The 23,963-nt window shown below is 59.5% G+C and carries 20 protein-coding genes and 4 pseudogenes; 12 read left to right on the plus strand and 12 right to left on the minus strand.

The window, feature by feature from the left end; all coding sequences use genetic code 11:
- Positions 1-15: 15 nt before the first annotated feature.
- From ACFXS9_RS19440 to ACFXS9_RS19465, 6 genes and pseudogenes are all read right to left on the minus strand, one after another.
- Entirely contained in the window at positions 16-546 is a 531-nt protein-coding gene (locus ACFXS9_RS19440) for a hypothetical protein (RefSeq protein ID WP_392691225.1), read from the minus strand.
- Positions 522-1,872 (minus strand): annotated as a pseudogene (gene sctN, locus ACFXS9_RS19445) (type III secretion system ATPase SctN). Before sctN ends, ACFXS9_RS19440 begins: the two are co-directional and overlap by 25 nt.
- Entirely contained in the window at positions 1,869-2,492 is a 624-nt protein-coding gene (sctL, locus tag ACFXS9_RS19450; protein ID WP_392691228.1) for a type III secretion system stator protein SctL, read from the minus strand. Before sctL ends, sctN begins: the two are co-directional and overlap by 4 nt.
- Positions 2,482-3,120: a nodulation protein NolU gene (locus ACFXS9_RS19455; protein WP_392691231.1), complete on the minus strand. Its 639-nt coding sequence runs from the start codon at positions 3,118-3,120 to the stop codon at positions 2,482-2,484. The genes sctL and ACFXS9_RS19455 overlap by 11 nt, the downstream gene beginning before the upstream one ends.
- A 10-nt stretch (positions 3,121-3,130) precedes the next feature.
- On the minus strand, positions 3,131-4,006 hold the full coding sequence (gene sctJ / locus ACFXS9_RS19460; RefSeq protein ID WP_392699869.1) for a type III secretion system inner membrane ring lipoprotein SctJ: 876 nt from the start codon (positions 4,004-4,006) through the stop codon (positions 3,131-3,133).
- Positions 4,003-4,623 carry a nodulation protein NolB gene (locus tag ACFXS9_RS19465; protein WP_392691234.1) on the minus strand — a complete coding sequence of 207 codons (621 nt, stop codon included), beginning with the start codon at positions 4,621-4,623 and terminating at the stop codon, positions 4,003-4,005. The genes sctJ and ACFXS9_RS19465 overlap by 4 nt, the downstream gene beginning before the upstream one ends.
- Before the next feature lie 80 nt (positions 4,624-4,703).
- On the opposite strand from ACFXS9_RS19465, the gene ACFXS9_RS19470 reads away from it, so the two are divergent.
- Entirely contained in the window at positions 4,704-5,402 is a 699-nt protein-coding gene (locus tag ACFXS9_RS19470; RefSeq protein WP_392691237.1) for a secretin N-terminal domain-containing protein, read from the plus strand.
- Between the two features lie 1,511 nt (positions 5,403-6,913).
- Here ACFXS9_RS19470 and ACFXS9_RS19475 read toward each other — a convergent pair.
- The 4 genes and pseudogenes from ACFXS9_RS19475 to ACFXS9_RS19490 form a co-directional block, all read right to left on the minus strand.
- Positions 6,914-8,338, minus strand: coding sequence for a M16 family metallopeptidase (locus ACFXS9_RS19475; protein WP_392691240.1), 1,425 nt, complete (start codon positions 8,336-8,338; stop codon positions 6,914-6,916).
- Positions 8,335-9,651, minus strand: coding sequence for a M16 family metallopeptidase (locus ACFXS9_RS19480; protein ID WP_392699871.1), 1,317 nt, complete (start codon positions 9,649-9,651; stop codon positions 8,335-8,337). Before ACFXS9_RS19480 ends, ACFXS9_RS19475 begins: the two co-directional genes overlap by 4 nt.
- Positions 9,652-10,113: 462 nt before the next feature.
- Positions 10,114-10,257 (minus strand): annotated as a pseudogene (locus ACFXS9_RS19485) (NUDIX domain-containing protein); the annotation flags it as partial.
- A gap of 29 nt (positions 10,258-10,286) precedes the next feature.
- Positions 10,287-10,568 carry a LexA family transcriptional regulator gene (locus tag ACFXS9_RS19490; protein WP_057850890.1) on the minus strand — a complete coding sequence of 94 codons (282 nt, stop codon included), beginning with the start codon at positions 10,566-10,568 and terminating at the stop codon, positions 10,287-10,289.
- A 38-nt stretch (positions 10,569-10,606) separates the two neighbouring features.
- On the opposite strand from ACFXS9_RS19490, the gene ACFXS9_RS19495 reads away from it, so the two are divergent.
- The 3 genes and pseudogenes from ACFXS9_RS19495 to ACFXS9_RS19505 all read left to right on the plus strand — a co-directional run bounded on the left by ACFXS9_RS19495 (position 10,607) and on the right by ACFXS9_RS19505 (position 13,458).
- On the plus strand, positions 10,607-11,737 hold the full coding sequence (locus ACFXS9_RS19495; protein ID WP_392691243.1) for an IS630 family transposase: 1,131 nt from the start codon (positions 10,607-10,609) through the stop codon (positions 11,735-11,737).
- Between the two features lie 623 nt (positions 11,738-12,360).
- Positions 12,361-13,076 (plus strand): annotated as a pseudogene (locus ACFXS9_RS19500) (IS5 family transposase).
- 172 nt (positions 13,077-13,248) lie between these two features.
- Entirely contained in the window at positions 13,249-13,458 is a 210-nt protein-coding gene (locus ACFXS9_RS19505; RefSeq protein WP_057847598.1) for a hypothetical protein, read from the plus strand.
- A gap of 733 nt (positions 13,459-14,191) precedes the next feature.
- Here ACFXS9_RS19505 and ACFXS9_RS19510 read toward each other — a convergent pair.
- Complete coding sequence (locus ACFXS9_RS19510; RefSeq protein WP_392691246.1) at positions 14,192-15,619, minus strand: DUF1521 domain-containing protein; 1,428 nt, start codon at positions 15,617-15,619, stop codon at positions 14,192-14,194.
- Between the two features lie 629 nt (positions 15,620-16,248).
- Here ACFXS9_RS19510 and ACFXS9_RS19515 point away from each other — a divergent pair.
- The 8 genes from ACFXS9_RS19515 to ACFXS9_RS19550 all read left to right on the plus strand — a co-directional run bounded on the left by ACFXS9_RS19515 (position 16,249) and on the right by ACFXS9_RS19550 (position 22,364).
- Positions 16,249-16,536: a hypothetical protein gene (locus tag ACFXS9_RS19515; protein WP_082637868.1), complete on the plus strand. Its 288-nt coding sequence runs from the start codon at positions 16,249-16,251 to the stop codon at positions 16,534-16,536.
- Positions 16,537-16,589: 53 nt separating this feature from the next.
- The gene (locus ACFXS9_RS19520; protein ID WP_392691249.1) at positions 16,590-16,796 is read left to right on the plus strand and encodes a hypothetical protein; all 207 of its coding nucleotides are present in this window, start codon (positions 16,590-16,592) and stop codon (positions 16,794-16,796) included.
- Between the two features lie 121 nt (positions 16,797-16,917).
- Positions 16,918-17,805: a hypothetical protein gene (locus tag ACFXS9_RS19525; RefSeq protein WP_392691252.1), complete on the plus strand. Its 888-nt coding sequence runs from the start codon at positions 16,918-16,920 to the stop codon at positions 17,803-17,805.
- Positions 17,806-17,835: 30 nt separating this feature from the next.
- Positions 17,836-18,363: a hypothetical protein gene (locus tag ACFXS9_RS19530; RefSeq protein WP_057847594.1), complete on the plus strand. Its 528-nt coding sequence runs from the start codon at positions 17,836-17,838 to the stop codon at positions 18,361-18,363.
- A 1-nt stretch (position 18,364) separates the two neighbouring features.
- Positions 18,365-18,793: a histidine kinase gene (locus ACFXS9_RS19535; RefSeq protein WP_392691255.1), complete on the plus strand. Its 429-nt coding sequence runs from the start codon at positions 18,365-18,367 to the stop codon at positions 18,791-18,793.
- A gap of 11 nt (positions 18,794-18,804) precedes the next feature.
- On the plus strand, positions 18,805-20,958 hold the full coding sequence (gene sctV / locus ACFXS9_RS19540; protein ID WP_392691258.1) for a type III secretion system export apparatus subunit SctV: 2,154 nt from the start codon (positions 18,805-18,807) through the stop codon (positions 20,956-20,958).
- Positions 20,955-21,545 carry a tetratricopeptide repeat protein gene (locus ACFXS9_RS19545; RefSeq protein ID WP_392691261.1) on the plus strand — a complete coding sequence of 197 codons (591 nt, stop codon included), beginning with the start codon at positions 20,955-20,957 and terminating at the stop codon, positions 21,543-21,545. Before sctV ends, ACFXS9_RS19545 begins: the two co-directional genes overlap by 4 nt.
- Before the next feature lie 342 nt (positions 21,546-21,887).
- The gene (locus ACFXS9_RS19550) at positions 21,888-22,364 is read left to right on the plus strand and encodes a hypothetical protein (RefSeq protein ID WP_392691264.1); all 477 of its coding nucleotides are present in this window, start codon (positions 21,888-21,890) and stop codon (positions 22,362-22,364) included.
- A 561-nt stretch (positions 22,365-22,925) separates the two neighbouring features.
- Here ACFXS9_RS19550 and ACFXS9_RS19555 read toward each other — a convergent pair.
- Positions 22,926-23,807, minus strand: a pseudogene (locus ACFXS9_RS19555) (recombinase family protein); the annotation flags it as partial.
- Positions 23,808-23,963: the final 156 nt, after the last annotated feature.

Consider the following 23,963-nt stretch of genomic DNA (forward strand, 5'->3'; position numbering starts at 1 on the left):
AAGAAGCCATCAGATTCAGTCGCTAGCCGTGTGAGTACGCGAACCACTGCGATACCGAAGCAAAACCTCATCATCGGCCTCCATCTCGGCTTCCGCCTCTGAATGGGCATCACTCGCGCGCTGAACGTCGCCTTCAATTTTCTGCCATTTGTGACTTGCCGCCGAGCACTTTGTCAAAGTGGTCCGCGCCTCGAAGACCGCCGTCTCGGCCCGCTCTTGAGCGGCGCGCGCTTCCTCAAGCGTCCGGCGTGCTCCTGCGATCTCAGTTTTGAGCCGTCCAATGACGATGTGACAGCGACGATCGAGCTCTTCGACAGAGAGCGAATCAAAAGATGCCAGTTCTCGGTAAAGCTCCGCTTCTAGCGCCGCTTGGTTTTTCTCGGCCGTTGCAAGATCCCGGACAGCTTGTTCCACCGCTTGAAGCGCGCCGCGGCGCTTGGCCTCCATGTTGTACACCTCACGAAGGGCGCTCCGCTGTCTCATGTCCTTCACTAGCCGCAATTTCGAGGCATGGACGCGATTCACGCGGTCAGACGCGACATCCATGTGACCGTCTCCTCAAAGCTTGACGCCTCGTCTCCGCCCTGACGCAGGAATTTCCGCAACTCCTCGATCGAATTGATTGCCCGGTCTGTCAGAGGATCACTGCCTTGTTTATATTCGCCAACCTTCACCAAGAACTCGGCCTCGGCGTAGCGGGAGAGCAGATCACGGAAGAAGGAAGCCGCCTTTCGATGCGACACAGAGACGACCGCATTCATCACGCGGCTGCGGCTTGACAATACGTCAATAGCTGGAAAATGCTCGCGCGCAGCCAAAAGGCGTGAGAGAACAACGTGGCCATCAAGAATGCCTCGTGATTCTTCGGCGATTGGATCACCCGAGCCGTCGCCTTCGACAAGCACAGTATAGAAGGCCGTGATCGAGCCGCGCTCGCCCATGCCGGCACGCTCCAACAGGCCAGGAAGCATCGCAAAAACCGATGGCGGAAAGCCGCGTCGCGTCGGCGGCTCTCCTGCCGCAAGGCCAATTTCGCGCATGGCGCGGCTAAAGCGCGTCAATGAGTCCATCATCAGGACGACGCGAAGTCCTTCATCACGAAAATATTCGGCGAGTGCCGTCGCCATGTGAGCGCATTGCGCTCGTTCCATTGCCGAGCGGTCGGAGGTCTCAACGACAACGACGGTGCGGCGAAGCGCTACCTCACCAAGGTGCTGCTCGATGAATTCCCGGACTTCACGACCGCGCTCACCGATCAACGCGACTATGGTGGCGTCGGCAGCCGCGCCTTTTTACGATCTGCGACAGGAGCGTCGACTTACCGCACCCTGGGTCTCCGTAGATGCCGATCCGCTGCCCCTCGCCACATGTTAGAAGCCCATCCAAGACACGGACGCCGAGTGGGAATGTTCGCTCGATACCGCGCCTTGTCATGGGGTTGGGAGCCTTGCCGCGCAGCGGACGAGTTTGAGCGGCGCTGATTGGACCCTTTCCGTCGATCGGACGGCCGAAGCTGTCGATGACCCGGCCAAGCAAATCGGGGCCGACCGGAACTTCATGCATTCGTCCGGTCGCGACCACTTCTGCTCGGCTGGATAAGCCCGCCATGTCACCAATGGGAGTGAGCAATACCCCATCTTGCGATAGGCCGATCACCTCGGCCTCGAGCGACCATCCGGTGCGGGGATCCTGCAACAGGCAAAGCTCCCCTATACGCGCCTCTGGCAAGACGGCATGGAGCAAGGTGCCGACCGCCCGTGTGATCCGCCCTCGTACAGCACGCGTGTCGATATGCTTTGCTGTAGATTTCAGAGACGATAGCGCGGCGTGCAGATTCCTCTCTCCCGCCGCATCGGTGGCTGATGTGGTCATGGCCCGTCTTCCTTTGATGGCAAACCCAGGCCAAGGCGTAGAGCCCGCAGCTGCGCGGCAACTCCAATGTCTACATTGCCAAATTCGCTCCACAACACGCACTGCTCTGTCGTTAGAGCCGGATCCGGAGCAACCCGCACTTTCGGCCGGCCCTCCTGTCCATCGCACGTAGCGAACTCGCGCGCTAGCGCATCGGCTTTCAGAGGAGAGACATGAAGGCAAATTTCCGCGCTACCATATTTTTTCTCGATCGCGTTACGAACGGTCCTCACCAACATCTCGCCTGGATCAAACCCGCCCAGCAGATCGCTCACGATCTCCATGACGAGCTGCGGCAACTCCTGCTCCAGAATGGCTTTTCGCTGCGCAAGTGCGGAAGCAGCCTGCGCAATCAGCCGAGACATTTCCTCGGCGCCGCTCTTGAAGCCATCCGCACGGCCGCGCGCCCGCTCCCGCTTATAAGCTGTCCGTCCCCAGCCGCGAACGTGTTGCAGATGCCGCTCGGCAGCCGCGCGCGCTTCTACGGCATCGCACCAGATCCCGATCTCGGCCGCCGATATGAGAGGCCCGAGCGGCCGTATCTCGGGGGCCACCGGCAGCGCTGGGTCATCAGCTGTCATGCCGTGGCGTCTCCCTCGACAAATGGGTTATCACCAAGGAAAGCACTGGGCCCGCGGCATTGCGGTGTTCGGCCGCTGGATTCTCGGCAGCAGTGCCCATGGGCAAGCGTAACAGCACGCGCGTGCGATCAAGTGCCGAGGCTTCGTCGAGCCAAGCACCTAGGCAGGCATGGCCATCGTGTTCAATCTGTTGCGAAAGTTGCTCCGGATCAGCGGTAGCGGTGATTGCGACCGCGCTGGCCAAGTTCCGGATACCGAAAGCGTGCGCTTCTGCCCCGATACGCCCGAGCAGCATCGCGAGATGCTGCTTTGAGACGAGCTTTAGGAGCGAGCGAGCATGCCAGATACTGCCGGCAAGCAAAGCAGCCCTATTCGGATCATGGCCGAGCAGAAGATCAGTTCCCCAGTTACGGCCATTGGAGTCCATTTCATTACCAAGCAGCATTTCAGCAAGTCTTACCTGCAGCCTTGAGCTCTTCTGTAGCCGGACCAAAGTCGAAGCCGACAGCCGCCCGTCAAGACGGGCAGCAAATCGGGTCAGATGGGTCGAGGCAGCAAGCTCGCGCAGCCCCTCAGAAGTCGATTTGGACCACGTATGAGAACCGGAGGATGGCAGCGGTATGGGCATCTGCGCACTCCTATGCCTTTTCGGAGGTGATCTTTTTACCGGGAGGCGGAATAGCGGGCGTGTTCGAACGGTTGCCAAGTCTGGATCGCGCGCGCGACGGCTGGGCGCGCTGATGCATACGAGAGCCCAGGAATATGTAGCACAGAAGGCCAATCGCAGCGCCGCCCCCTCCGATACCGGCCGCAAGTAGCGGGTCTGAAATGGATTTGGTCGACTGAGCGGACGCAGCTCGCGGGGCAGGCTGCTCAAGCGGAGCCCGCTCAACCGGCACAAAGACCACCGCCACCTTGTCATAGGATAGGCCCTCGATGCTGTTGGCGACCAGCATCTTGATCTGCGGTAGCAGGAGCGAGAGCTTTGCATTGGAGTTATGTCGAATGAACACCGACGCTGAGGACGGCATCGTGTCCTGGCGCAATAGATCATTTTTTGGCAAAACAACGTGGACACGCGCGGATATGACGCCGTCGATATCGCTAATCGTGCGCGACAATTCTTCGCTCAGGGCATAAACGTAGCGGGCGCGCTCCTCGATCGGCGAGGCAACCAGGCCCGATCCTTTGAACACCTCGCCGAGGTTCTTGAAAGGGTGGCGCGGCAACCCTTCGAGATTTAGCAGCTCAATCGAAAAGGCTAGCTGCTTCTCTTCGACCTGGATCGTGCTGGTCCCGTCCTTGGCAGTAACACGGACCGCATCGACGCCCTTGCTAAGCAGGAGAGCAAGCATCTCATTGGCCTCGCGCTCCTGCACTTTGGTGTAGAGATCGGCCTTACAGCCAATCAAGGGGAGGAGAAGCGATAGCACGGCAAAAACACGCAACCACTGACCGGATAGGCGGGCATGGCCGTTTTGTCCATAGATGAAAGCAGACCTCAACGAACTCAGCCCGCCGATAGCAATTTGTTCAAAGATGAGCTGACGGCGCTGGTGCTCTTGGACACAAGCGAAACCTCGACGACACCCTTGTAAACGTCCCGCAGACCCGCAACCATCGCGTCGAAGTCGAGCACGCCTTCCGGCTTGCCCGCAGGGCTTGCCCCGACTAGCTGCGACCGCGAAAGCGGCTGAGCGGCCGGCCCAGGTTGAACGGTCTTCGAAATGGCGGTCACACCGCCGCTCGTTGCAGAAGGAACGGGATTGCTCCGATACATCGAAGAGAGAGCCTGGAGCACGCGCTCGCCAGGCGGGCTCGCCTGCACTGCTGCACGCTGAACCTCTGACACCGCAGGAACGGACGCTGCTCTATCGGTAACTGAGGAGGCAGCGTCTGATGTCGAAGCGACATGCAGAAGAGTCTGCTGAAACTGGCTCTGCTGGCCGATGGCTGCCGGCTGGCAGAGCCCGGACAGACCGTCGGCAGGGTTCAGAGAGATTGGCGTGGCGCCTAGCATGATCGAAGGTGTCATTGGTTTGGGGTGCGATGAGACACGCCCTTGTTGAGAATTGATGATCAATACCGTAAAGAGGCCAGCTGACCGCAAGCTGACGAACACGCGAGCCATAAGGCCATTTTAAAGATCACGCTTGGCTTCCAATTTGGGCGAAGTCTTAATACTTGTTCTCCGGCCGAAGGGACTTGGGAATGCTAAGCCGACGCACGATCCTGAACATTTTGAACCGCGTTGCGGGCGCAGGAGTTTTCCTTTGCTCCGGGGTACTCACGGCGTTTGGGGCTCCGCTCTCGCTGCCTTCGGCACCTTATAGCTACACGGTTCTGGATCAGGACCTGTCTGCCGCACTGCTGGAATTCGGTAACAACCTCAATATCAGAGTGAACGTCAGCGCGGAGGTGAAGGGTCGGATTCGCGGGCGCATGCCAGATCTGCCACCGCGCCAGTTCCTGGACCGTTTGACCAATCTCTACAATCTTCAATGGTACTACGATGGGCTCGTGCTGTATGTATCTGCTGCAAATGAGGCGCAAAGTCGTCTGCTTGTGTTGAAGCCGATCAGCTTCGATGCATTCAAAGCGGCCCTCGATGCACTCAACATCTCCGACGAGCGCTATCTTGTGAGAACGGCACCAGGAGATGGCCTCGTCTTGGTTTCAGGTCCACCACGCTTCATCGCGCTCTTGGACCAAACGCTCAACGGCCTTGTAGCGGAGGCGCAGGCGCGGCCGCACGCTGCGGTCGAAAAGCAGTCTCGGGAATCGGTGCTGAAGTTATTTCGTGGCTCCTCAACCACGGTCGTTCGCGATGGACGACCGGAAGCCCCCTATTCTTCCGACGCGCCGCGTCAGGACAGCATCGTGCGCGAGCCTGCGCCGGGCCAGAAATGAAATTTAGAATGCGCGGCAGCTTTCGGCGGAAGTCAATGCCGTCTCCATTGGCTCATTTTGAATCCTTCTGATGCTCGTCAGCTTCTCGAAAGCTCATCCTCCTAGCATCAGAGCGCGGATGTCTCGACGGCGATGCCGTCTATCCACCGTCATGCAACGTCGGGGCACCCGATGCTCGGAATAAACCGCAAACCTGGTTGGCGCCATTGTTGCCGGCAGATTGGAGGCTGCAGCTCAAGGCGAGAGTTCTCAGTGGTTCTCCGTAGTCGCGATGCAAGTGGCCTTCTTCAAAGAATGGCTCGAGCCGCTCCATGTGAAGGAGGAACAGGATGGATTTCAACTCAATCGACCCACTGAACACGGACCCACAGCCCGCCTTACCGCCACCGCCCGCGGATCCAACGGGCTTTGAGCACCAGCTGAGCGAGTTGCAAGATAGTCCCCCGCCATATGCTGCGTGGTCGCCAGTGCCGCAGGGGGAAGCCTATTCGCCATATTGGAGGCGAGCATCCCTATTCGTCACATTTGAGTTGGGACGATGATCTGCGTACGCCGGCTGCGGCCCCCTGGGCCATTACCGGCCGGACGATTGCTCCATCGCTGGCGGAAGCCCCAGATTTCGATCAGGACCTGATTTGGCAGAATGTCGAACCCGGTCCAATGCAAGCCGAGCCATCCTTGGCCGCCGGCGAACGGGCCCAGCTCGCAGCAGCCGCCTGCTCAGTCGCTGGCGGAAGCCCCCGATAAGGACCCGGTTTGGGAGGAGCTCGAACCCAGGCTGCTACAGGCCGAGCCATCGCATGCCGCGCCATCACAAGCCGGGCCATCGTCGTCCACGGGGGATGCGCCACTGGAACGCGGAAGCTTCGTCATGGAAAACGGACGTCGCGCCAGCGAGTACTGGGTCTTCTGTCCCCAAACGGCCTCGAACGCCCAGCTCAACATGCTAAGAACCGTCGGACTCATGCCGAGCAAGGACTCACCGACAACTTTCTCTATCCTAGCTGTGCCCCACACAGCCGAATGGCGAGAAGAGGATTTTGTTCGCCTCAACCCGTCGCTTGACCCTAGCCTCTGGCCTGGATACTCGGGTGAGGATTCCCCCACCGGGTAGGCGTTTCCACAGCCCAGCTTGCGGCAGAGCCATGCCCCTCCCCGCTAAAACAGACCTTTGGGATGCCGCCGGTGGCAGGAGCACTTGGCAGCGTCCCTTCTGTGCCGGCGTCGATTATCTTGGCTAGGCTATGTTGGCCTCGCGCCAAGATGATTGTACGCGGTCAATTAATTATGTGTCATGGTAAGAGATCTGGTCAGGCAGTCGGCGCGGACAGGACATCCTGGCTGAGACGACGCAGATATCCCCGCAAGCTTCCGGTTCCCAACCGGCAGAGGTTTTTGAAAACACCTCCTGCGGACGTTTCCGTCGCATTGACGGCATCGCTTGCCGCGACCGCAGCTGTCGCGGCCGCAAAAAAGAAGTTCAGAGCGCATGTCACCTCACGAACACAAAGTTAATTGGGTGTTGCCGGCGTTGCGGCGGATGGCGCGGCGCCTGGCTGTACTGCCGCTGGCGGCGGCGTCGTGGCTGATGGCGCGGTGGTCGACCGGGCTGCGGCCTGCGGGGAACGGCCGACGATGACGGTGAGCAGGCCCTGGCCCCACAGCCGCTGCGCCGCCTTCCTGGCATCCTCCAGCGTCACCGCATCGACGAGGGCGCTACGCTTCTCGATATAGTCGATCGGCAGCTTGTCGATCTGGTATTGCAGCAGCGCCTGCGCGAGTTTTGACGATGTATCCAGCGCCAGCATCTGCGAGCCCTTCAGGTACGACTTGGCCTCGTCGAGCTCCTGCTGGGTCGGGCCTTCCTCGGCCATGCGGCGGACCTGCTTGTCGATCTCCTCCACCGTCTCGCCGGCGCGATCGGCGCGGGTGCCGGTATTGCCGACGAACAGCGCGGAATGATCCATCCACAAGAGCGTCTCACGGACGGAATAGGCGAGCCCGCGCTTCTCGCGGACTTCGCGGAACAGCCGCGACGACAGACCGGCGCCGCCGAGGATCTGGTTGACGACATAGGCCGCCATGAAATCCGGCCCGCTGCGGCGGACGCCGGGACCACCGAAGGTCACGACGGTCTGCGGCACGTCGAGCGGAACGTAGACGCGCTGCGGCGGCTTTGCCGCAACCACATCGGGGACCTCTGTCAACTGCGCCTTGGCCGGCAGGCTGCCAAAGGTCTTGTCGAGCAATTTTCCGAGGCTCTCTGGATCGACGTCGCCGACCACCGCGATCTTGAGCGTGTCCTTGGCGATCACGCGGCGGACATAGTCCTTCAGATCGGCGACGTCGATCTTCGGCACGCTCTCGACCGTGCCTCCGGCCTGGCGGCCATAAGGATGATCGTTGAAGGCGACTTCGAAGAACTTGCGATCGGCGAGCGTTGAAGGATTGGTGGAGTCACGCCGAAGCTTCGCGAGCACCGCGGTACGGATCCGTTCGACATCGGCCGCATCGAAACGCGGCGAGGTCAGCGCCATTCGCAGTAGGTCGAAGGCCTCGTCCCTGTTGTCCTTGAGCATGCGCAAGGAGCCGCGAAACTGATCGCGGGACGAGTCAAAGCTCAGCTCAATGGCGCGGCGGTCGAGCCGCTCGTGAAAGCTCTTGGAATCGAGATCGCCGGAGCCTTCGTCGAGCAGGCTGGCGACCAGGTGACCGACGCCGGGCTTCTCAGCCGGATCCTGGCTGGCGCCGCCGCCGAAGGCATATTCCATCGCGATCAGCGGGACGGTGGCCTCCTGCACGAACCAGGCTTCGATGCCGCCGGGCGAGATCAGGCGCTGGATCTTGGTAGCGGCAAATGATGGTGCAGAGCCGAGCGTCGCGATCGCGAGCGAGGCCCCACCGAGGACGGCACGCCGAGTGAGAGAATAGGTCACGAGCGCTTCTCCTTACGTTTGGGCGCGGATTCCTTGATCAGATAGCCGGTCACCGAGCGTTTCTTGTCGAGCCATGCTTGCGCGGCCTCGCGCACCTGCTCGGCGGTGACGGCCCGGATGCGGTCCGGCCAGCTTCGGATATCGTCGATGCTGAGCCCGGTGGTGAGCGCGGCGCCATACCAGAGCGCAAGCGTCGCCTGGTCATCCTGGGCGTAGATCGCTTGCGCAATCAATTGGGTCTTGACGCGCTCGAGATCCTCGGCGCGCGCGGGATTTTGCGCGAGGTCGGCGATCACCTTGTCGATCGCGTCCTCGATCTGGGCGAATTCGACGCCAGGTTTCGGCGTGGCCGAAATCATGAATTGCGAGGCATCAAGCGAGGTGCCCTGGTAGCTCGCGCTCGTGCTAATGGCGAGCTGCTTGTCGATCACCAGCACACGGTAGAGATAGGAGTTGATCCCGCCGCCCATCAATCGCGCGAGCACGTCAAGCGCAGGGCTCTCGCCGGCGGCCACAGTGGTAGCCGACGGCACGAGATAGGAGCGGCGCCAGGTGGCCTGCTCGACGCGGGGATCGGAGAGCGTCACGGTGCGGGGTGCCGCGGGCGTCGGCTCCTGTGGCCGCACGCGCTTCGCGGGGATCGCGGGCTGTGCAGGAATGTCGCCAAAATTCTTCTCCACCATCGGGCGGATTTCCTTGGGATCGACGTCGCCGGCGATGATCAGGATCGCGTTATTCGGCGCGTAGAAGCGCTTGTAGAACGCGAGCGCGTCCTCGCGGTCGAGCTTTTCGATCTCCTGCCGCCAGCCGATAATGGGGCGGCCGTAGGGGTGGTTGAGGTAAAGCGCCGCCATCATCTGCTCGGTGAGCCGCGCATCGGGATCGTTGGCGACGCTCATGTTGAATTCTTCGAGCACAACATTGCGTTCGGACAGCACGTTCTCATCTTGGAGAACGAGACCGGTCATGCGGTCGGCCTCAAATTCCATCATCTTCGTCAGCTGCTCGCGCGGCACGCGTTGGTAATAGCCGGTGTAGTCGGGCGAGGTGAAGGCATTCTCGTTGCCGCCGACGCGCAGCACGGTCTGGGAGAATTCGCCGGGCGGATGCTTCGCTGTGCCCTTGAACATCAAGTGCTCGAAGAAATGCGCAAGCCCCGATTTGCCCGGCGTCTCATCGGCGGAGCCGACCTTATACCAAATCATCTGGGTCACGACCGGGGTACGATGATCGGGGATCACCACCACCTGCAAGCCGTTCGCAAGCGTGAAGCTTGCTGGTCGTTCCGAGGTGACTGTGATCTGGGTAAGCATGCTCTTGTTTTCAGCAACGTCCCGGAGGCTAGGATTGCTGCTATTATCCCTTTTGTATTCGACTTTGTATTCGACCGCCAGCGCGGTGGGCGTCGTCAAGGCCATTGCAACAATGGCCGTGCCTAGCACCTTGGTTGTCACGGAACTCCAATTCTTCATGCCATCGCCTTTTGGTCACATCGAGATTCACATTCTGCAACGGACGATCCCGACAAAGCAGAGAGCCGCACGCCGTTGGCAAACAATGGAGCAAAAGCCGTGCCAATCGCCTAATGCTTCCGCGCACCGCTGCGCGGGCAGCTGGACGCAAAACGAAGCGCCGCGCGTGCTTTCTCTTCCGAAAGCCAAAGCCGCACTTGTTTGCTATCCGCCAACATGTTGCGAACACGACATTGCACACGAAAACGCACGACAACTCGCCGCCTCGCGCTTCCTAAATCCTGCGACGCCACATACTGGCGCCTTGATCTCGCGCCAGAGGCACCGCTCCGCCGTTTCGTGGCCGCGCCGGCGCCCGCCAGGAAACATACAAAGCTTGTCGCGGCGCCGCCGCACCAGGAGTACCCGGCCGCGCTTCGACGCGACGAGCTTTGACGATCTTGCCATTTCTTCGATCCGCTGACCCTAGTGGTTCATCATAGTGATTTTGACGTTTTGATACCGAGCCATTCGAGGATGGGCAAGTTTTCCGGTGGCAAGAGAATCTCGATGCTTCTGGGGACGCCGGGTTGACGTCGGATGAAGCCGTTCCGTTCGAGGGTGACGATCATCTGGTGGACAGTCGGCGGGCTGACGCGGAAATGGCGCTGGATGTCGGCTTCGGCGGGCGGCTGTCCGAACATGTACGAATAGGTATGGATGAAAGCGAGGTAGTGCCCCTGCTTCTCGGTGAAACGCGCGCCTGATTTTTGACTCATCGTTGGATTCGTCCCGGCCTCCGACAAGGAGGCAAAGCATGAATGTACGTTATCGGGTCGAATTGAGCCAAGCCGAGCGCGATGAACTGACGGCGATGCTCGGCGGCGGCAAGCACGCCGCCCGCAAGCTCAAGCGGGCGCAGATTTTGCTGGCGGCCGATAGGGGCCGCCGCGACGAGGAGATTGCCCGGACCGTGAGTGTCAGCCTCTCCACCGTCGGCCGGACCAAGCGCCGCTTCGTGGAAGGCAATCTGGAGCGGGCCTTGAGCGAGGAGCCGCGTCCGGGCGCGGAACGCAAGCTGACGGGCAAGGAAGAGGCCCTGCTGGTCGCGACCGCATGCGCCAAGCCGCCCGCCGGCCGCAAACGCTGGACGCTGACGCTGCTGGCCGACACGATGGTCAAGCTCACCGATCACGACAGCCTGTCGGGCGAGACCGTGCGTCGCCGGCTGGCCGAGAACGACCTCAAGCCATGGCGCAGGGACATGTGGTGCATTCCCCATGTCGACGGCGAATACGTCGCCCGCATGGAGGACGTGCTCGATCTCTATTCCGAGGCGCCGGATCCCGAGCGGCCGCTGGTCTGCATCGACGAGACCCCCGTCCAGCTCATCGGCGAGGTGCGTCAGCCGATCCCGGCCAGGCCCGGACAGCGCGAGCGCTACGATTACGAGTACCGCCGCAACGGCACCGTCAATCTCTTCGTCACCTTCGATCCGCATCGCGGCTGGCGCAACGTCAAGATAACAGACCGCCGCGCCGCCGTGGACTACGCCCACTGCATGCGTGAACTCGTCGACGTCCATTATCCCGATGCCGCCTGTATCCGTGTCGTGCAGGACAATCTGTCGATCCACACCGCCGGCGCGCTGTATCAAGCATTTGCGCCCGCCGAGGCCCGTCGCATCCTGCGTCGCCTCGAATTCCACTACACCCCGAAACACGCCAGTTGGCTCAACATGGTCGAGTGCGAGATCAGCGTGCTGCAGCGCCAGTGTCTCGGCCGCCGCATCGACGACCCCAAACGGCTCCGAAAAGAGATCGCAGCATGGCAACGGCAGCGAAACAAAGCACGAGACCGCATCAAATGGATGTTCACAACCGACAAAGCCCGCGCCAAACTCGGCCGCGCATATCCAGCCACCGCCAAAGAGTCAAAATTACTGTGATGAATCACTAGCGAATACGCGACAAGAAGATCATGTAGAAGATTTCAGGCCCGGCGAATTGATGCACCGCTTGTCCTGCTCCTCGCACCGCACCTTGAGTTCAATCAGCTCGCCCTCCAGCACCGGCCGCTGCGCCGTTCAAGTGCTACTTCAGCGACCTGCCAGTTCAGGTGCTCGCATCGCATCGAGGATTTCACGTTCGGCCTCCTCGGCATCACAAACCTATTGGCTGTCCCGGCAATGATGACGAGCGCGCAATTCATTCTTTGCTCGACCGTGCTCCACCAGTTCACGCAGCGTGTCGGCCTCCATCGTCTTCTTCCCCCACAACTTACGTAGGTCCTTGCGCGCCTCAGCCAAGTCGGACGCCCCTCCTGGCGGCCACTGCCGAGAGCTGCCGTCCTGAAGGAGCTCTTCTAATGAAACAGGCTTTTCGGATTGCCGGCGTGCTAGCGTCCACCGAGACCGTCTTGCCCCACCTCAAAACTCTTCTCCGGCCAGCACTAGGTGGTGTGGACTCTAAGGATTCCCTTTTAGGAGCAAATCAGATTCAAGCCTGCTTTTGGGAGGCAGTCTTGGGTGTGATGGACCGGTTGATTTTGAGCGATGCGGCGTGGGAGCGGATGGCGCCGCTGATCATAGGCCGGCCTGACCAGAAGGGTTCGACCGGACGCGACAACCGGATGTTCGTGGAAGGTGTGCTTTGGATCGTGCGTACGGGCTCTCCCTGGCGTGATCTTCCGGAGGCGTTTGGGGACTGGAACAGCGTGTTCCGGCGCTTCAGTCGATGGAGCATCAAGGGTGTTTGGTGGCGGATCTTCGAGGCGATGTCCGATGATCCGGACTTCGAGTATCTGATCGTCGATTCCACCATCGTCCGAGCCCACCAGCACGCTGCCGGGGCGAAAAAAGGGGGTCTGAAGATCAGGCGCTCGGCCGCTCGCGCGGTGGCCTGAGCACCAAGATACATCTGGCCGTTCGCGGCTTGGGATGTCCCGTGCGCTTCACGCTTACCGCAGGTCAGAAGGGCGATGCACCGCAGGCCGCCGCATTGCTCGAGGGATTGCCCGCCGAGGTCGTCATGGCCGATACGGCCTATGACGCCGATCACTTGCGCCAGGCCATCGCTGCCAAGGGGGCGCTCGCCGTCATCCCGAACAACCCGTCACGCGCGCTCAAATATCCGCTCGACAAGCATCTCTATGCCCAGCGCCATCTCGTGGAATGCTGCTTCTCCAAGCTCAAGCAATTCCGCCGCGTCGCAACCCGCTTCGAAAAAACCGCCCGAAATTACCGCGCCGTCGTCACTCTCGCAGCCATCATCTTATGGATGCGATAAGTGTCCACACCACCTAGCTCTTCTTTGGCAGACCCCGACGCCGCACCTGACGGACGGAAGCATCGATGCGGTCTCCAATGGCTCATCATGAAACGCACTGAGCCTCGTCAGCTTCTCGAAAGCTAACGTTGCTAGGATGAGAGAGTGGTTATCTACAGGCGGAGTTACGAACATGAACGCAGGTGCACCCGATATCGGAGCAACGGGAAGCAATAACGGTGCTAATTTTGACGGAACCGAAGGGGCCGATGACGCCAACTCGCAGGCCGCGCAACAACGCAAAGCTTTCGAAACAACTCTTGGCATGATCGCAATGCGAATGGTCAGCGATGCGCAGGCCGATCTAGACTCTGCCATGGACGACACAGAAGAAGATGTTTGAATCCGCCCCGTCGATCTGAAACAACGAGCGGCAAACGGCACATCCAAACAGCGGTGAGAAGAGAGGAAGGAGAGGAGGATCCGCACCACAATAGTGCCTGATCGTTCTGATCGGTCGCGGCAAGCTTGGCGTGACAGTCCTTAGGGTTCTTGTCGCTCCGGGCCACTCCGGTCATCCGCATCTCGGTAGCCCAAGACGTCTGGTTCACATACCTAACGGACGCGCCTCGCTTCAGGCAATCGCGCATTTACAAACTTGCAGGTCATAAAGTGGCTTATACGGGTGAGAGACCGAACAGGATCTTCCTGTTCTCGCACGCTGCGTAGCGGCTGGGACGTGCCTAACGACTCGGCGCGTCGCTTTTGGCGTAAACCCGATAGATCGCGCATTCCTGCCGCCTGGCGTTCGCCGCCATAGTGCATCCGGCCGCCGAGGCGTGTCCCTCTTGTCAATCAATCGACCTTGCAATGGAACTACCGGTAGAAGCCTGTGCATCGTCGACTTGAGGTTGGACCAGCTCTCGCTGGTTGAGACGCCCCCACTCGTCCAGTCGTGCCTTCGTTGCAGCTGTTACCGGCAGAGATATGACAGCCAGATCATCGATAGCGTGAGAGCGCGGAATACGCATGAGTATCCCGAAGCGAGGCGCTTCCCTGCGCACTCGCGCTGAGGAGCATGGGAGAGCGGGCGACAGCGCCCGCTCCCGTTATTTTGAACTGTGCTCAGATCGGCCTTACCCGGCAGCCTGCTCATTGGCGTCAATGCTCGCCTGGTTGACCCGCCATCCGGACCTATCGACCCACCCTTGACCTTGCTCATATATCGTCTGTGCACCATCCGCCGTCAGCTGATCGAGGGTTCGGCCAGCATTGGACTGCGTCACCTTCAGATTGTTGGCACCGTCCTTCTTGTCACCGAGTCCCTCGACAACCATAGCGTTGTCGCCATTCGTGATGGTGAGCTTGGACGAAATGGTCTTTCCCTTGCCGTAGTCGACCGTATCCACGGTGATCTTCGTGCCATCATCGAGTTGCAGGGTCATGCCTTTCTTGAAATCAAAGTCGTCCTTGCCGTCTCCATTAGCATCCACATGAGGATCGCCATGAATCTTCGAGACATGGCCGGTTTCTTTGTTGCGAACGGTCCAGGTGCCGTCCTTCTCGTCGGCCGTGATTGTATACTTGTCGCCAAGGTGTATCGTTGCCTTGCCGTTATGGACCTCATGCGACCACACCGGATTAGTTTTAGGTGGCGGGCTCTGGTTCACCGCAACTGGGGTCATCGACGCAGGCGGGGGAGGAGGAACGAAAACTGGAGTGTAGTAGTACAATGGAGTAGCGAGCGGCGGAGGAGTGTACTGGGACTGGAAGCCGACGCCCGGGGCGCGCCCCTCTTCACCAGCATCGATACTCGCCTGGTCCACCTCACGCCCGGCGCCGTCGACCCAACCCTGACCTTGCTCATGGATCGTTTGTGAACCATCGGCTGTCAGCGCATCGAGAGTGAGGCCAGCATTAGACTGCGTCACCTTCAGATTGTTGGCACCATCCTTGTCGTCACCGAGTCCCTCGACAACCATTGCGTTGCTGCCATTCGTGATGGTGAGCTTCGATGAAATGCTCTTGCCGTTGCCGTAGTCGGCCGTATCCACAGTGATCTTCGTACCATCATCGAGTTTCAGGGTCATGCCCTTCTTGAAATCGAAATCGTCCTTCCCATCCCCATCAGCATCGAAGTGAGGATCGCCGTGGACCTTCGTGACATGGCCTGTCTCGTTGTTGCGGACAGTCCAGGTGCCGTTCTTCTCGTCCGCCGTGATTGTATACTTATCGCCAAGGTGGATCGTGGCCTTGCCGTCATGGACCTCATGCGTCCACACCGGATCAATTGAGGACGACGAGCTTTGGTTCTGCGCGACCAGCGCGAACGAGGGAGGCGGCGGCAGGGCGAGAACGGTTGGAGCAACGTAGGCCGGACTGAGTACGGCGGAAGCGACGACGGCCGGACTATTTACCGGCAGGTACTGGTAGGCCCCAAACGGGACGCCGGCAGCGCCGGCGTACTGCCCCATCACCACGTTGAACATTGGAGCGGCGGGCACGCCTTCAGGCACTAGCCCTACCGCCGGATTGAAGCCGCCCACCACGGGAAGATACGCCATTTTCATTCACTCCTATTGCATTGAAGGAAGCGACAGACTGCGAGGACCACCCGCACAATCAACTTGGCACGTTGCGCCGAGGCCATTCAAAAACCAATCCCACGTCATGACCAGCAGCAGGCGCCCTCGCGTTTCTTGTTGCGGGTGACAACAGCCTTGATCGGCGGACCACTTCTCTTACCCCTTGCCTTCGGCAATGCGGGCCTCTCACGTCGAGCGTATCCAAGTCGCAGGAAGTTTATCCTGAGTACCTGTCGAAAAGCTGACGATAAGATAATCGTCCACCAGCACATCAGCTTTCGGATCATCTGAATGTTGAGAGCATGTGATCGCGACGAATCGCATGGGCGTCGGAACAACGACATCTTGGGACGCGCGGCCGGCGAGCGTCCACGCTCTCTAAAGAACGTCGGCCGAGCGTCTCGCGTGAATGCTCCAGGCGGCCTTTCGGTGCCTTAGAGAACCGACACATTTTCCGTGAGAGAAAAAGTTGGGCCACCACGACTCATTCCGCGGCCTTTCTGAGACTCGTCAGCTTCTCGAAAGGTAATCCTCTTAGGATGAGAGCGCTGATCTCTAGGCGACGAGTCGTCTATTGATCTTAGTGGAGATGAACACAGGAGAATGCGATGATTGGAGAAATGATCGGAAGCGCGGCTGGTGGATGGCTCGGTGGACCGCCGGGAGCCGCAATTGGTTCCGCTGTCGGTGGAGTACTCGACCAAGCCTTCGAGAAGGTTATTCACAGCTTGGAGCCTGAGAAGGCTGATGCTGACAAGGTCGCCAAGGACAATGGCCCTGCCGCAGGAAGCACCCCCCAGTGTAACCACGGCAAAGGCGAATTGACTCTCTTGAATGGCGCACCAGGCGCGCATGTAATGATTTCATTTCCTGCCGTCGTCACGCCAGCTGGTTAGGCGTGAGGCAGGTCATCAGTGGCAGTAACTTCCAAACAGAAAGGTGAGTCGATATGGTTTATCGCGTTGGTGGGTCCCCCGCTGCGACTGAAGTCGCGAGGAATCAGCAAACCGGTGCTACCGGGGCTGGCGATTTCGCGGCGCAGCTCGCCGAGCTCGAGCGTGTTAGCAAAGAAGCTCAGGCCAATAGCATCGTGATGCGCAGAATTACGACCGAGCTCTCGTCCGAAAAGAAGGTTGCCGACGAGCGCGTAAGTTAGCGCTGCAAGAGGGGGCTCACGGCCGCTCATTTCGCGTGCTGGATGCTCCCTACAGCCTGACGAATTCGGAACCAGCCGTACGGCAACGCCGTACGGCTTCTCGTTGCTCAGGAGACTCTCCGTGAACGAACCGGCCTCCGTTCATTTCGAAGTGCTATCAGGGCTCTATTCCGGGGTGACCGGTGAAGCGCCCGTCGGAACGAGCCTTATCGGAGGTGGCCTCGATGCCGATATCGTCTTCGTCGAACAGGGGCTCGAGCCCAATCACTTCCGTCTCACCCCCCTGCACGATTCGATGGAGATCGAGGCTCTAGCAGCCGGAGTCAGCATAGAAGGAAACGGAGATATTGCCGTAGGCAAGCCGGTTGTTATTTCTCTTCCTGCCGTCGTTCATGCGGGCACGATGTCCATTCGCTGCACACAGGATTCGGAGCAAGGATCAATCGGCCTGTCGCGTGTCTCGATAATAGCAGCCGCCTTGGTCTTGCTGAGCTCTGTCGGGATCGCCACTCTTGCAGTCAGCTTCCTCTTTGACGGCAGTGCCGGTGCACTGAGCCCCGATGCGCCCCCTGTCGCCGCACTTCCACCCAAGCTGACGCTCAACGGTCCTGATGATCGCCCCCTCCATGCGGCCGCCGAACAGCTGCAAGAGGAGGTCAACAAAGCGGGACTTCTCAATATCAAGATCGGTCCTGGGCCAGGTGTGGTCAGCGCTGAGGGCACCGTGACGCCTGCGTCAGTCAGTAGATGGCAGAAGGTTCAGCAATGGTTCGATCAGCACACGAACGGATCGCTGACACTCGTAAATGGAGTGATCGTGAAGGAGGATAAGCCGCCCTCCTCAATTGCTGTCCAGGCGGTGTGGCGCGGAGCCCACCCCTATCTTCTTATTGGTGGCCAAAAGTACTTCGTGGGCGCGCTGTTGAACGATGGATGGACGGTCGATCGAATCGAGGCGGGACGCGTACTGCTCAGCCGGAATGGACGGCTTGCTGCTCTTCCCTATTAGAGCTCCACCGCCGCAGGAAAGGAGAACGTCATGACCAAGCTGCCCCAGCATCCTGTCGGACTTGGCACCTCTTCGCAAAGGCTCAACACGCACGACCATGAGCCAGCGAACAAGCCGGCCCTCCCTCAAGTCCATAATTTAGAGATCCATGGCACCGATGGCGGTGGCGAGAAGAGGCACGGGTCGGTTTGGCCGGATACCGAGGCGCCGGATCTGCCAATCGAGGCCGCGCTTGAGGTAAACGATATCGATGCCGTCTCGCGCGTCAGTCTCAACGAGAGGCGCGTACGGATAGCTGAGATCGATCCCCGTGCAGCACTCGCTTCACTTTATGGCCGCAATCTCGCAACTGGCCTGCTCTCCTTCGTGACACCACGCCTGCGTGACCCGGACGTGCTGCGAGCAGAGAAGCATGGTGTTCTTCTCGAGCGCTTGGCCGATAGGCTATGCGCCGGACCGGAGGATTCGGCGGCGCGTGAAGGGACCGACGCCCTGCAGCAGGAGCTCCGGCGGCTCATCCTGCTTCGGCAGAACCAGAACAGCTTGATTGGGGGCTAGCATGATCGAACCGGGCGGAGCGCAGTTCGCCAGTCCACCGCCGCCGGCCGATGCTTCCAAAACCGGCGATGTCTTGCCAATCTCAGGGCAGGAGCGTGATTTGGTCTGCGCAATATCCTTCGTCCACCTTGCGTGTGGACAGAGCGCACAAGCTCTCGCTCTGTTGCGGCTCATTGCCCATGATGATCCGCAAGACGTCGACCTGCTTCGCATTCTTACCTATGCTCTCATCTCGGAGGGCTTTGGCAATGAAGCACTTGCCGTGCTGGATAGACTAGACACGCTTGATGACGAGCCCTCTTCCCGTCTGCCTTTGACGCTTCTCCGCAGTCACGCGCTACGACGGGCCGGCCGTATGGACGAGGCGCGGGCAGTCTTCCAAGACTATGTGTCCCTGCGTGGCAGGACAGCCCCAACGGAACAACAATAAGAATCGTCTCCATGGCAAACCTCCTTCGTAAGCTTATCGTGCGCGCGCCATTCCACCCGGATTTCATGGTAGCGTTCATGCTGCTTCTGGCAATCGCAATGATGATCATGCCGATGCCGATCGTCGTGGTCGACATGCTGATCGGCTTCAATCTGGGTTTTGCCGTATTGCTGCTGATGGTTGCACTGTATCTCAGTACGCCACTGGATTTCTCGTCCTTGCCCGGCGTTATCCTGATCTCTACCGTTTTTCGTCTGGCGCTGACCATCGCGACCACGCGGCTGATTCTCGCTGAAGGAGACGCCGGCAGCATCATTCACACCTTCGGTGAGTTCGTGATATCAGGGAACATCGCGGTCGGCATTGTTATATTTTTGATCGTGACCATGGTGCAGTTCATGGTTCTCGCGAAGGGAGCCGAGCGCGTTGCTGAAGTGTCGGCACGATTCACGCTCGACGCTCTGCCGGGCAAGCAGATGGCTATCGACGCGGAGCTACGCAACGGTCATATCGATCAGCACGAGGCACGCAGCCGGCGAGCATCACTGGAGCGAGAAAGCCAACTTCACGGCGCGATGGATGGCGCCATGAAGTTCGTGAAAGGGGATGCCATTGCCGGACTCATAGTCATCTGCATCAACATGCTGGGAGGAATCAGCATCGGACTGCTCTCCAAGGGCATGTCCGTCGATGAGGCGTTGCACCAATATACGCTGCTCACCATCGGCGATGCGTTGATTTCTCAGATTCCGGCGCTCCTGCTGTCGGTTACGGCCGCAACCATCGTCACACGTGTGAATGGGCCTTCCAAGCTCAAGCTTGGTGCCGATATCATCAACCAACTCACGGCCAGTACCCAGGCATTACGGCTAGCGGCCGGCGTCTTACTTCTCATGGGGCTGATACCAGGTTTCCCTTTGCCCCCGTTTCTCATGCTGGCCGCACTTTTTGCCGGGACGAGCTATGTCAAAGGCGGTGTGCAAGGCGCGAACACGGGCTCCAAGACGAGCGCTAACGTTAGTACTCCGACTTCAAATCCAGCGCAGGCTCAACGGCAAACCATACCTGCGGAGGCGCTTCCGGTCGCGGTATTCTTTGCACCTAACCTGGTAAACGCGGTTGACAGAGAGGAAGTTGAGCAGCACATCGCTCGCATTTCGGCACTGGTCTCAGCCGATCTTGGCATCACGATTCCCCGCATTCCAGTCCAGGTCGATCAACGTTTGGCCCAATCCGAGTTTAGGCTAGATGTGGAAGGGGTACCGGTTGAACGGGATCGGGTGGATCCGACGCAGCTCGCGCTCACCGACGACCGAGCGAACATTGAACTGAGCGGCATCCCGTATCGGCAAGATCCAGACTCCGACCGGATCTGGATCGAACAGAGCCATGCACCGGCTCTCAAAGCGGCCGGGATCGGACATCACCGTCCGAGCGAAATCATAGCCCTGCGCGTCAGTTCCGTACTGACGCGATATGCGCAGCGCTTGGTAGGCATTCAAGAGACGCGACAATTGCTCGCCCGGATGGAGCAGGAATATGCCGACCTGGTGAAGGAAGTGCTACGCACGACTCCAGTTCCCCGAATCGCCGATGTCCTGCGTCGCCTGCTCGACGAGGGAATCCCGATCTGTAACACCCGGCTGGTCTTGGAAGCGTTCGCCGAATGGAGCGAACGCGAGCAAAACGCCGTCCTGCTCACCGAATATGTCCGCTCCGGCCTACGACGGCAAATCTGCTATCGCCATGCCAACGCTCACCGTGTTCTGCCCGCCTTTATCGTCGAACGTGAAAGTGAGGATGTGATCCGCAGTGCGGTCCGAGAGACCACCGTCGGGCCGTACCTCGCGCTGGAGGACCGGCATAGCGAGATGTTGCTGTCGCAACTGCGCCAGATCCATTCAGGCATGCCACCAGGTCAGAGCCAGCCCGTCATCCTGAGTTCGCTGGATATCAGGCGCTTCGTCCGCGGCTTTCTCACCCGCAACGGGTTCGATCTTCCTGTTCTGTCTTATCAGGATCTCGCCTCCGATTTCACGGTCCAGCCGGTGGGATCGCTCAAGCTTACAGGTCCCAAGGAAAAAGCTCCGCCAGGAGAACAACGCAACCTGCTTGCCACAAACGGCTCACAAAGTGCAGCAGTCGGTCGTGAGAGGATGGCATGAATTCACCTACAACAACATTCGCTGCTCGATTGTATGCGTTCCATCCGCCCTCGGGCTTTACTCTCCTCGCTTTATTCGCCACTCTTGTGCTTGGTGGTTGCGCCAGCTTGGATCAGCAAGCTATCTCAGCTCAAGAGACGCCGCGGCCAGAGTTGCTGGGCGCCAAGGACATCGATTCTGCTATGCGCGAGCGCATTGCACACGCCCTCCTCCGGGCTTCCGACGAGGAGAGTTTGCGTGAGGCTCTGAAGCAAAAGCCAGACAATGTCGATGCGGCAATCTCGCTTACGCAGGCCCTTCTGGCACAGAAACGCGCGGGCGAAGCACTTGAGGTAGCCGACAAGATCTTGCTTACAGTTCCTGGTGATTTGCGTGCCCTGAACGCAAAAGGGGTGGTCCTCGACGCCGAGGGGCGTCATGATGAGGCACAAGCGCTATATCGCGAGGCTCTCGCAGCGGCCCCAGGCAATCAGATGTTGCGCAACAATCTCGGCCTATCGCTCGCACTTGCTGGGAATGCCGATACTGGAAACGCCAGCCTGCAACCGCTTTCGCACGAGCCGGGTGCGCTGGCCCGTTCGCCATAGCGAGGCCTTCGCGTAGAGCGCCGGATCGTACACGCTTAACGCCTGCGCGTCAGCTCGTCGTCAGCTAGGCAGACTATCAAGTTCGCGGTGCCTGACGAGTCTGAACTCAGTGGGTGAATACTTCACCGATAGGAAACCCAATCACCATGTATGGCCGAATCAATAGCTCACCCGGTGCTTCCGACAACTGATGAAATGAGACAATCCGCCACCAACCACACGCAATCTGATGCAGACAGCCAACGCTTTGCGGACATGTTTGCTGGGATGCACATAGCAGCACCGAGCGCTAGCTCGTCTTCGGGAGCAACACCCTCGTACTCCCTCGTTCGGCGACCTCCTGTGGTGGAGATCACAAGGTCTTCATTCGAGGAGAACGTGAGGGACTTTTATAGCGATGAAATCGAGCATATCGCCGCGAAACCACAGCAATACTCGCTTCCCGTATCCTCGAAAGCCGAACGCACGGCACAAGTTGCTTATGACCACGGCAGGAAATCTGGTTCGGAAAACGCACGCTATTTCAGCTATCAGCTAGGCAACAAGAGTGTTGGACTTCTGCGAACGGAAGGCGGAGCTAGCATGAGTTATGTGTTCAAAGAGGAAAAGGCACGCGCGCGCTGGCGGGAACAGTTTCCCGGACGGACCGAACTCACATCCACTGTGGATTTTCGGGTTACTCATCCCCTGGTCGAGAACGCAGGCGATATTCTGTTGGAACATCAGCTTCGGCTCGACGGCGAACGGCCTTTGCTCCTCTCTCATGCTGTCAACGACGACGCGAAAGCCGCGCAGCGGCGTTGGGTTTTGTTGAGGTGAGTGACTCGATGGTGCTTGACCCTACCCGGCATTCCGACAAGTGGACGAAGAATGATGACGGCGAATGGCAGCGGAAAAACAAGCCTCAATTGTATCTTTCTAAAGCTGAACCCAGTGAAGGTAGTGAAACCAGGGGGCCCAGCGTGCCCCAGATACCATGCCGGATTGGGACGACGATGACTTTATGTAGACTGGTCCGAAGAAGATCGATCATGCGAAGCGAGACCGGATTTGCAGTGGGTTACCCTTCTTTGGTGTCCGTCGCCATGCAGCACTTCAGGATGCTGAAGAAATTTCATCGCCTACACGGGCCTCACGCGCGGTAAGTGCTGGTTGGACAAAGAGCGCGCCGGCTATTCTCATCGAGAGCCGGCAAATCGAGGCTATGGTCCAGCTTGCGAAATCGTCTCGGGGCAGCTCACCACAGGTTCGGTGAGTGCCCGCTCGCTGATGCGCCCAGAGGGTGTCAAAAGAATGTGTAAGCAGGTTTCTGTGAGTTTACCTTACCGAGGAGACTCACATGAGGACCGAGACGACGATTACACCCTGAACTATTGGATCGGTGGGACCGCTGGTGACGCGGGTCGGCGTCACCATGGGGCGACGAGATTTCAGGTCGGCCTGCACCGGTCACGACGTCGCTCTCGGGTTTGCGCTCCCGGTCCTTATGCGAGCGCTTGTTGAACTTGTGCTCGCCGATATAGGTCGTGCGGGTCAGGATGCTGTGGATTTGAGCCAAACCCCAGCGCCCGCCATCGCGGGTGAAGGTTCGGCGTTCATTGAGATAGCAGGTAATGGACTTCACGCCCATCGGGCCGGATACGCCGTCCCCCTCCAGAAACAGACGATAGATCATTCGCACCGTGTCGGCGTGCAGTCGGTCGATCTCCAGTTTCTTCTTGGTCTTGGCGCCACGCTGCTCGGTCGCGACGATGCGATAGCCGATTGGCGGTAGGGCGCCATTCCAGAAGCCCCGCCGTGCATTCTCGCTCATCGCGCGCAGCACGTGCTTGGCGTTCTCCTTGGATTGATATTCATCGAACAGCGCCATGATCTGGCGCATCATGACGTGCATCAGGTCATCGCCCATCTCCTGCGTGATGGAGACGAGCTTGACGCCGTTCTTCGCCAGCTTGCGGACATAGAACTCAAGCTCGAAATGGTCGCGGAAGAAACGGCTGAACGAATGAACCACGACGATGTCGAAGGGTGCGGGTTTGCATGTGCCTCGATCATGCGCTGAAACTCAGGGCGGCGGTCGTTGGTCGCGGAGGCTCCCGGCTCCACATAGGTCTCGACGATCGCATAGCCGCGCGCCGAGCAATAAGCCTCACCTTGCCGCTTTTGATCAGGAATGGAGACATCATGCTCGGCCTCCCGCGCCGTCGAGACGCGCAGATAGAGGGCGGCGCGCGCCCCTTTCGAACATTGGGGCACGGTCATGGCGGGCGTCTCCTTGTCAGATCATCGGCATGGCCCGAATAGGTCCTCGAAGAGATCGGCGAACCACGCCTCGAATACGTCCACCTCGGCGTCCGTGACCGCGACGCGGTCGGGCCAATCGACTGTGACGGTCCAGTCAGCAAGATCATGCTTTGG

Source organism: Bradyrhizobium sp. RDI18 (assembly GCF_043203335.1).
In the GTDB taxonomy this organism is placed as follows: domain Bacteria; phylum Pseudomonadota; class Alphaproteobacteria; order Rhizobiales; family Xanthobacteraceae; genus Bradyrhizobium; species Bradyrhizobium retamae.

What these genes read in the sequence shown, in the direction of transcription:
- ACFXS9_RS19440 (WP_392691225.1), bottom strand. Translation starts at nt 546, where the DNA reads ATGGATGTCGCGTCTGACCGCGTGAATCGCGTCCATGCCTCGAAATTG.
- sctL (WP_392691228.1), bottom strand. Translation starts at nt 2,492, where the DNA reads ATGACAGCTGATGACCCAGCGCTGCCGGTGGCCCCCGAGATACGGCCG.
- ACFXS9_RS19455 (WP_392691231.1), bottom strand. Translation starts at nt 3,120, where the DNA reads ATGCCCATACCGCTGCCATCCTCCGGTTCTCATACGTGGTCCAAATCG.
- ACFXS9_RS19465 (WP_392691234.1), bottom strand. Translation starts at nt 4,623, where the DNA reads ATGGCTCGCGTGTTCGTCAGCTTGCGGTCAGCTGGCCTCTTTACGGTA.
- ACFXS9_RS19470 (WP_392691237.1), top strand. Translation starts at nt 4,704, where the DNA reads ATGCTAAGCCGACGCACGATCCTGAACATTTTGAACCGCGTTGCGGGC.
- ACFXS9_RS19480 (WP_392699871.1), bottom strand. Translation starts at nt 9,651, where the DNA reads ATGCTTACCCAGATCACAGTCACCTCGGAACGACCAGCAAGCTTCACG.
- ACFXS9_RS19490 (WP_057850890.1), bottom strand. Translation starts at nt 10,568, where the DNA reads ATGAGTCAAAAATCAGGCGCGCGTTTCACCGAGAAGCAGGGGCACTAC.
- ACFXS9_RS19495 (WP_392691243.1), top strand. Translation starts at nt 10,607, where the DNA reads ATGAATGTACGTTATCGGGTCGAATTGAGCCAAGCCGAGCGCGATGAA.
- ACFXS9_RS19505 (WP_057847598.1), top strand. Translation starts at nt 13,249, where the DNA reads ATGAACGCAGGTGCACCCGATATCGGAGCAACGGGAAGCAATAACGGT.
- ACFXS9_RS19510 (WP_392691246.1), bottom strand. Translation starts at nt 15,619, where the DNA reads ATGGCGTATCTTCCCGTGGTGGGCGGCTTCAATCCGGCGGTAGGGCTA.
- ACFXS9_RS19515 (WP_082637868.1), top strand. Translation starts at nt 16,249, where the DNA reads ATGATTGGAGAAATGATCGGAAGCGCGGCTGGTGGATGGCTCGGTGGA.
- ACFXS9_RS19520 (WP_392691249.1), top strand. Translation starts at nt 16,590, where the DNA reads ATGGTTTATCGCGTTGGTGGGTCCCCCGCTGCGACTGAAGTCGCGAGG.
- ACFXS9_RS19530 (WP_057847594.1), top strand. Translation starts at nt 17,836, where the DNA reads ATGACCAAGCTGCCCCAGCATCCTGTCGGACTTGGCACCTCTTCGCAA.
- ACFXS9_RS19535 (WP_392691255.1), top strand. Translation starts at nt 18,365, where the DNA reads ATGATCGAACCGGGCGGAGCGCAGTTCGCCAGTCCACCGCCGCCGGCC.
- sctV (WP_392691258.1), top strand. Translation starts at nt 18,805, where the DNA reads ATGGCAAACCTCCTTCGTAAGCTTATCGTGCGCGCGCCATTCCACCCG.
- ACFXS9_RS19545 (WP_392691261.1), top strand. Translation starts at nt 20,955, where the DNA reads ATGAATTCACCTACAACAACATTCGCTGCTCGATTGTATGCGTTCCAT.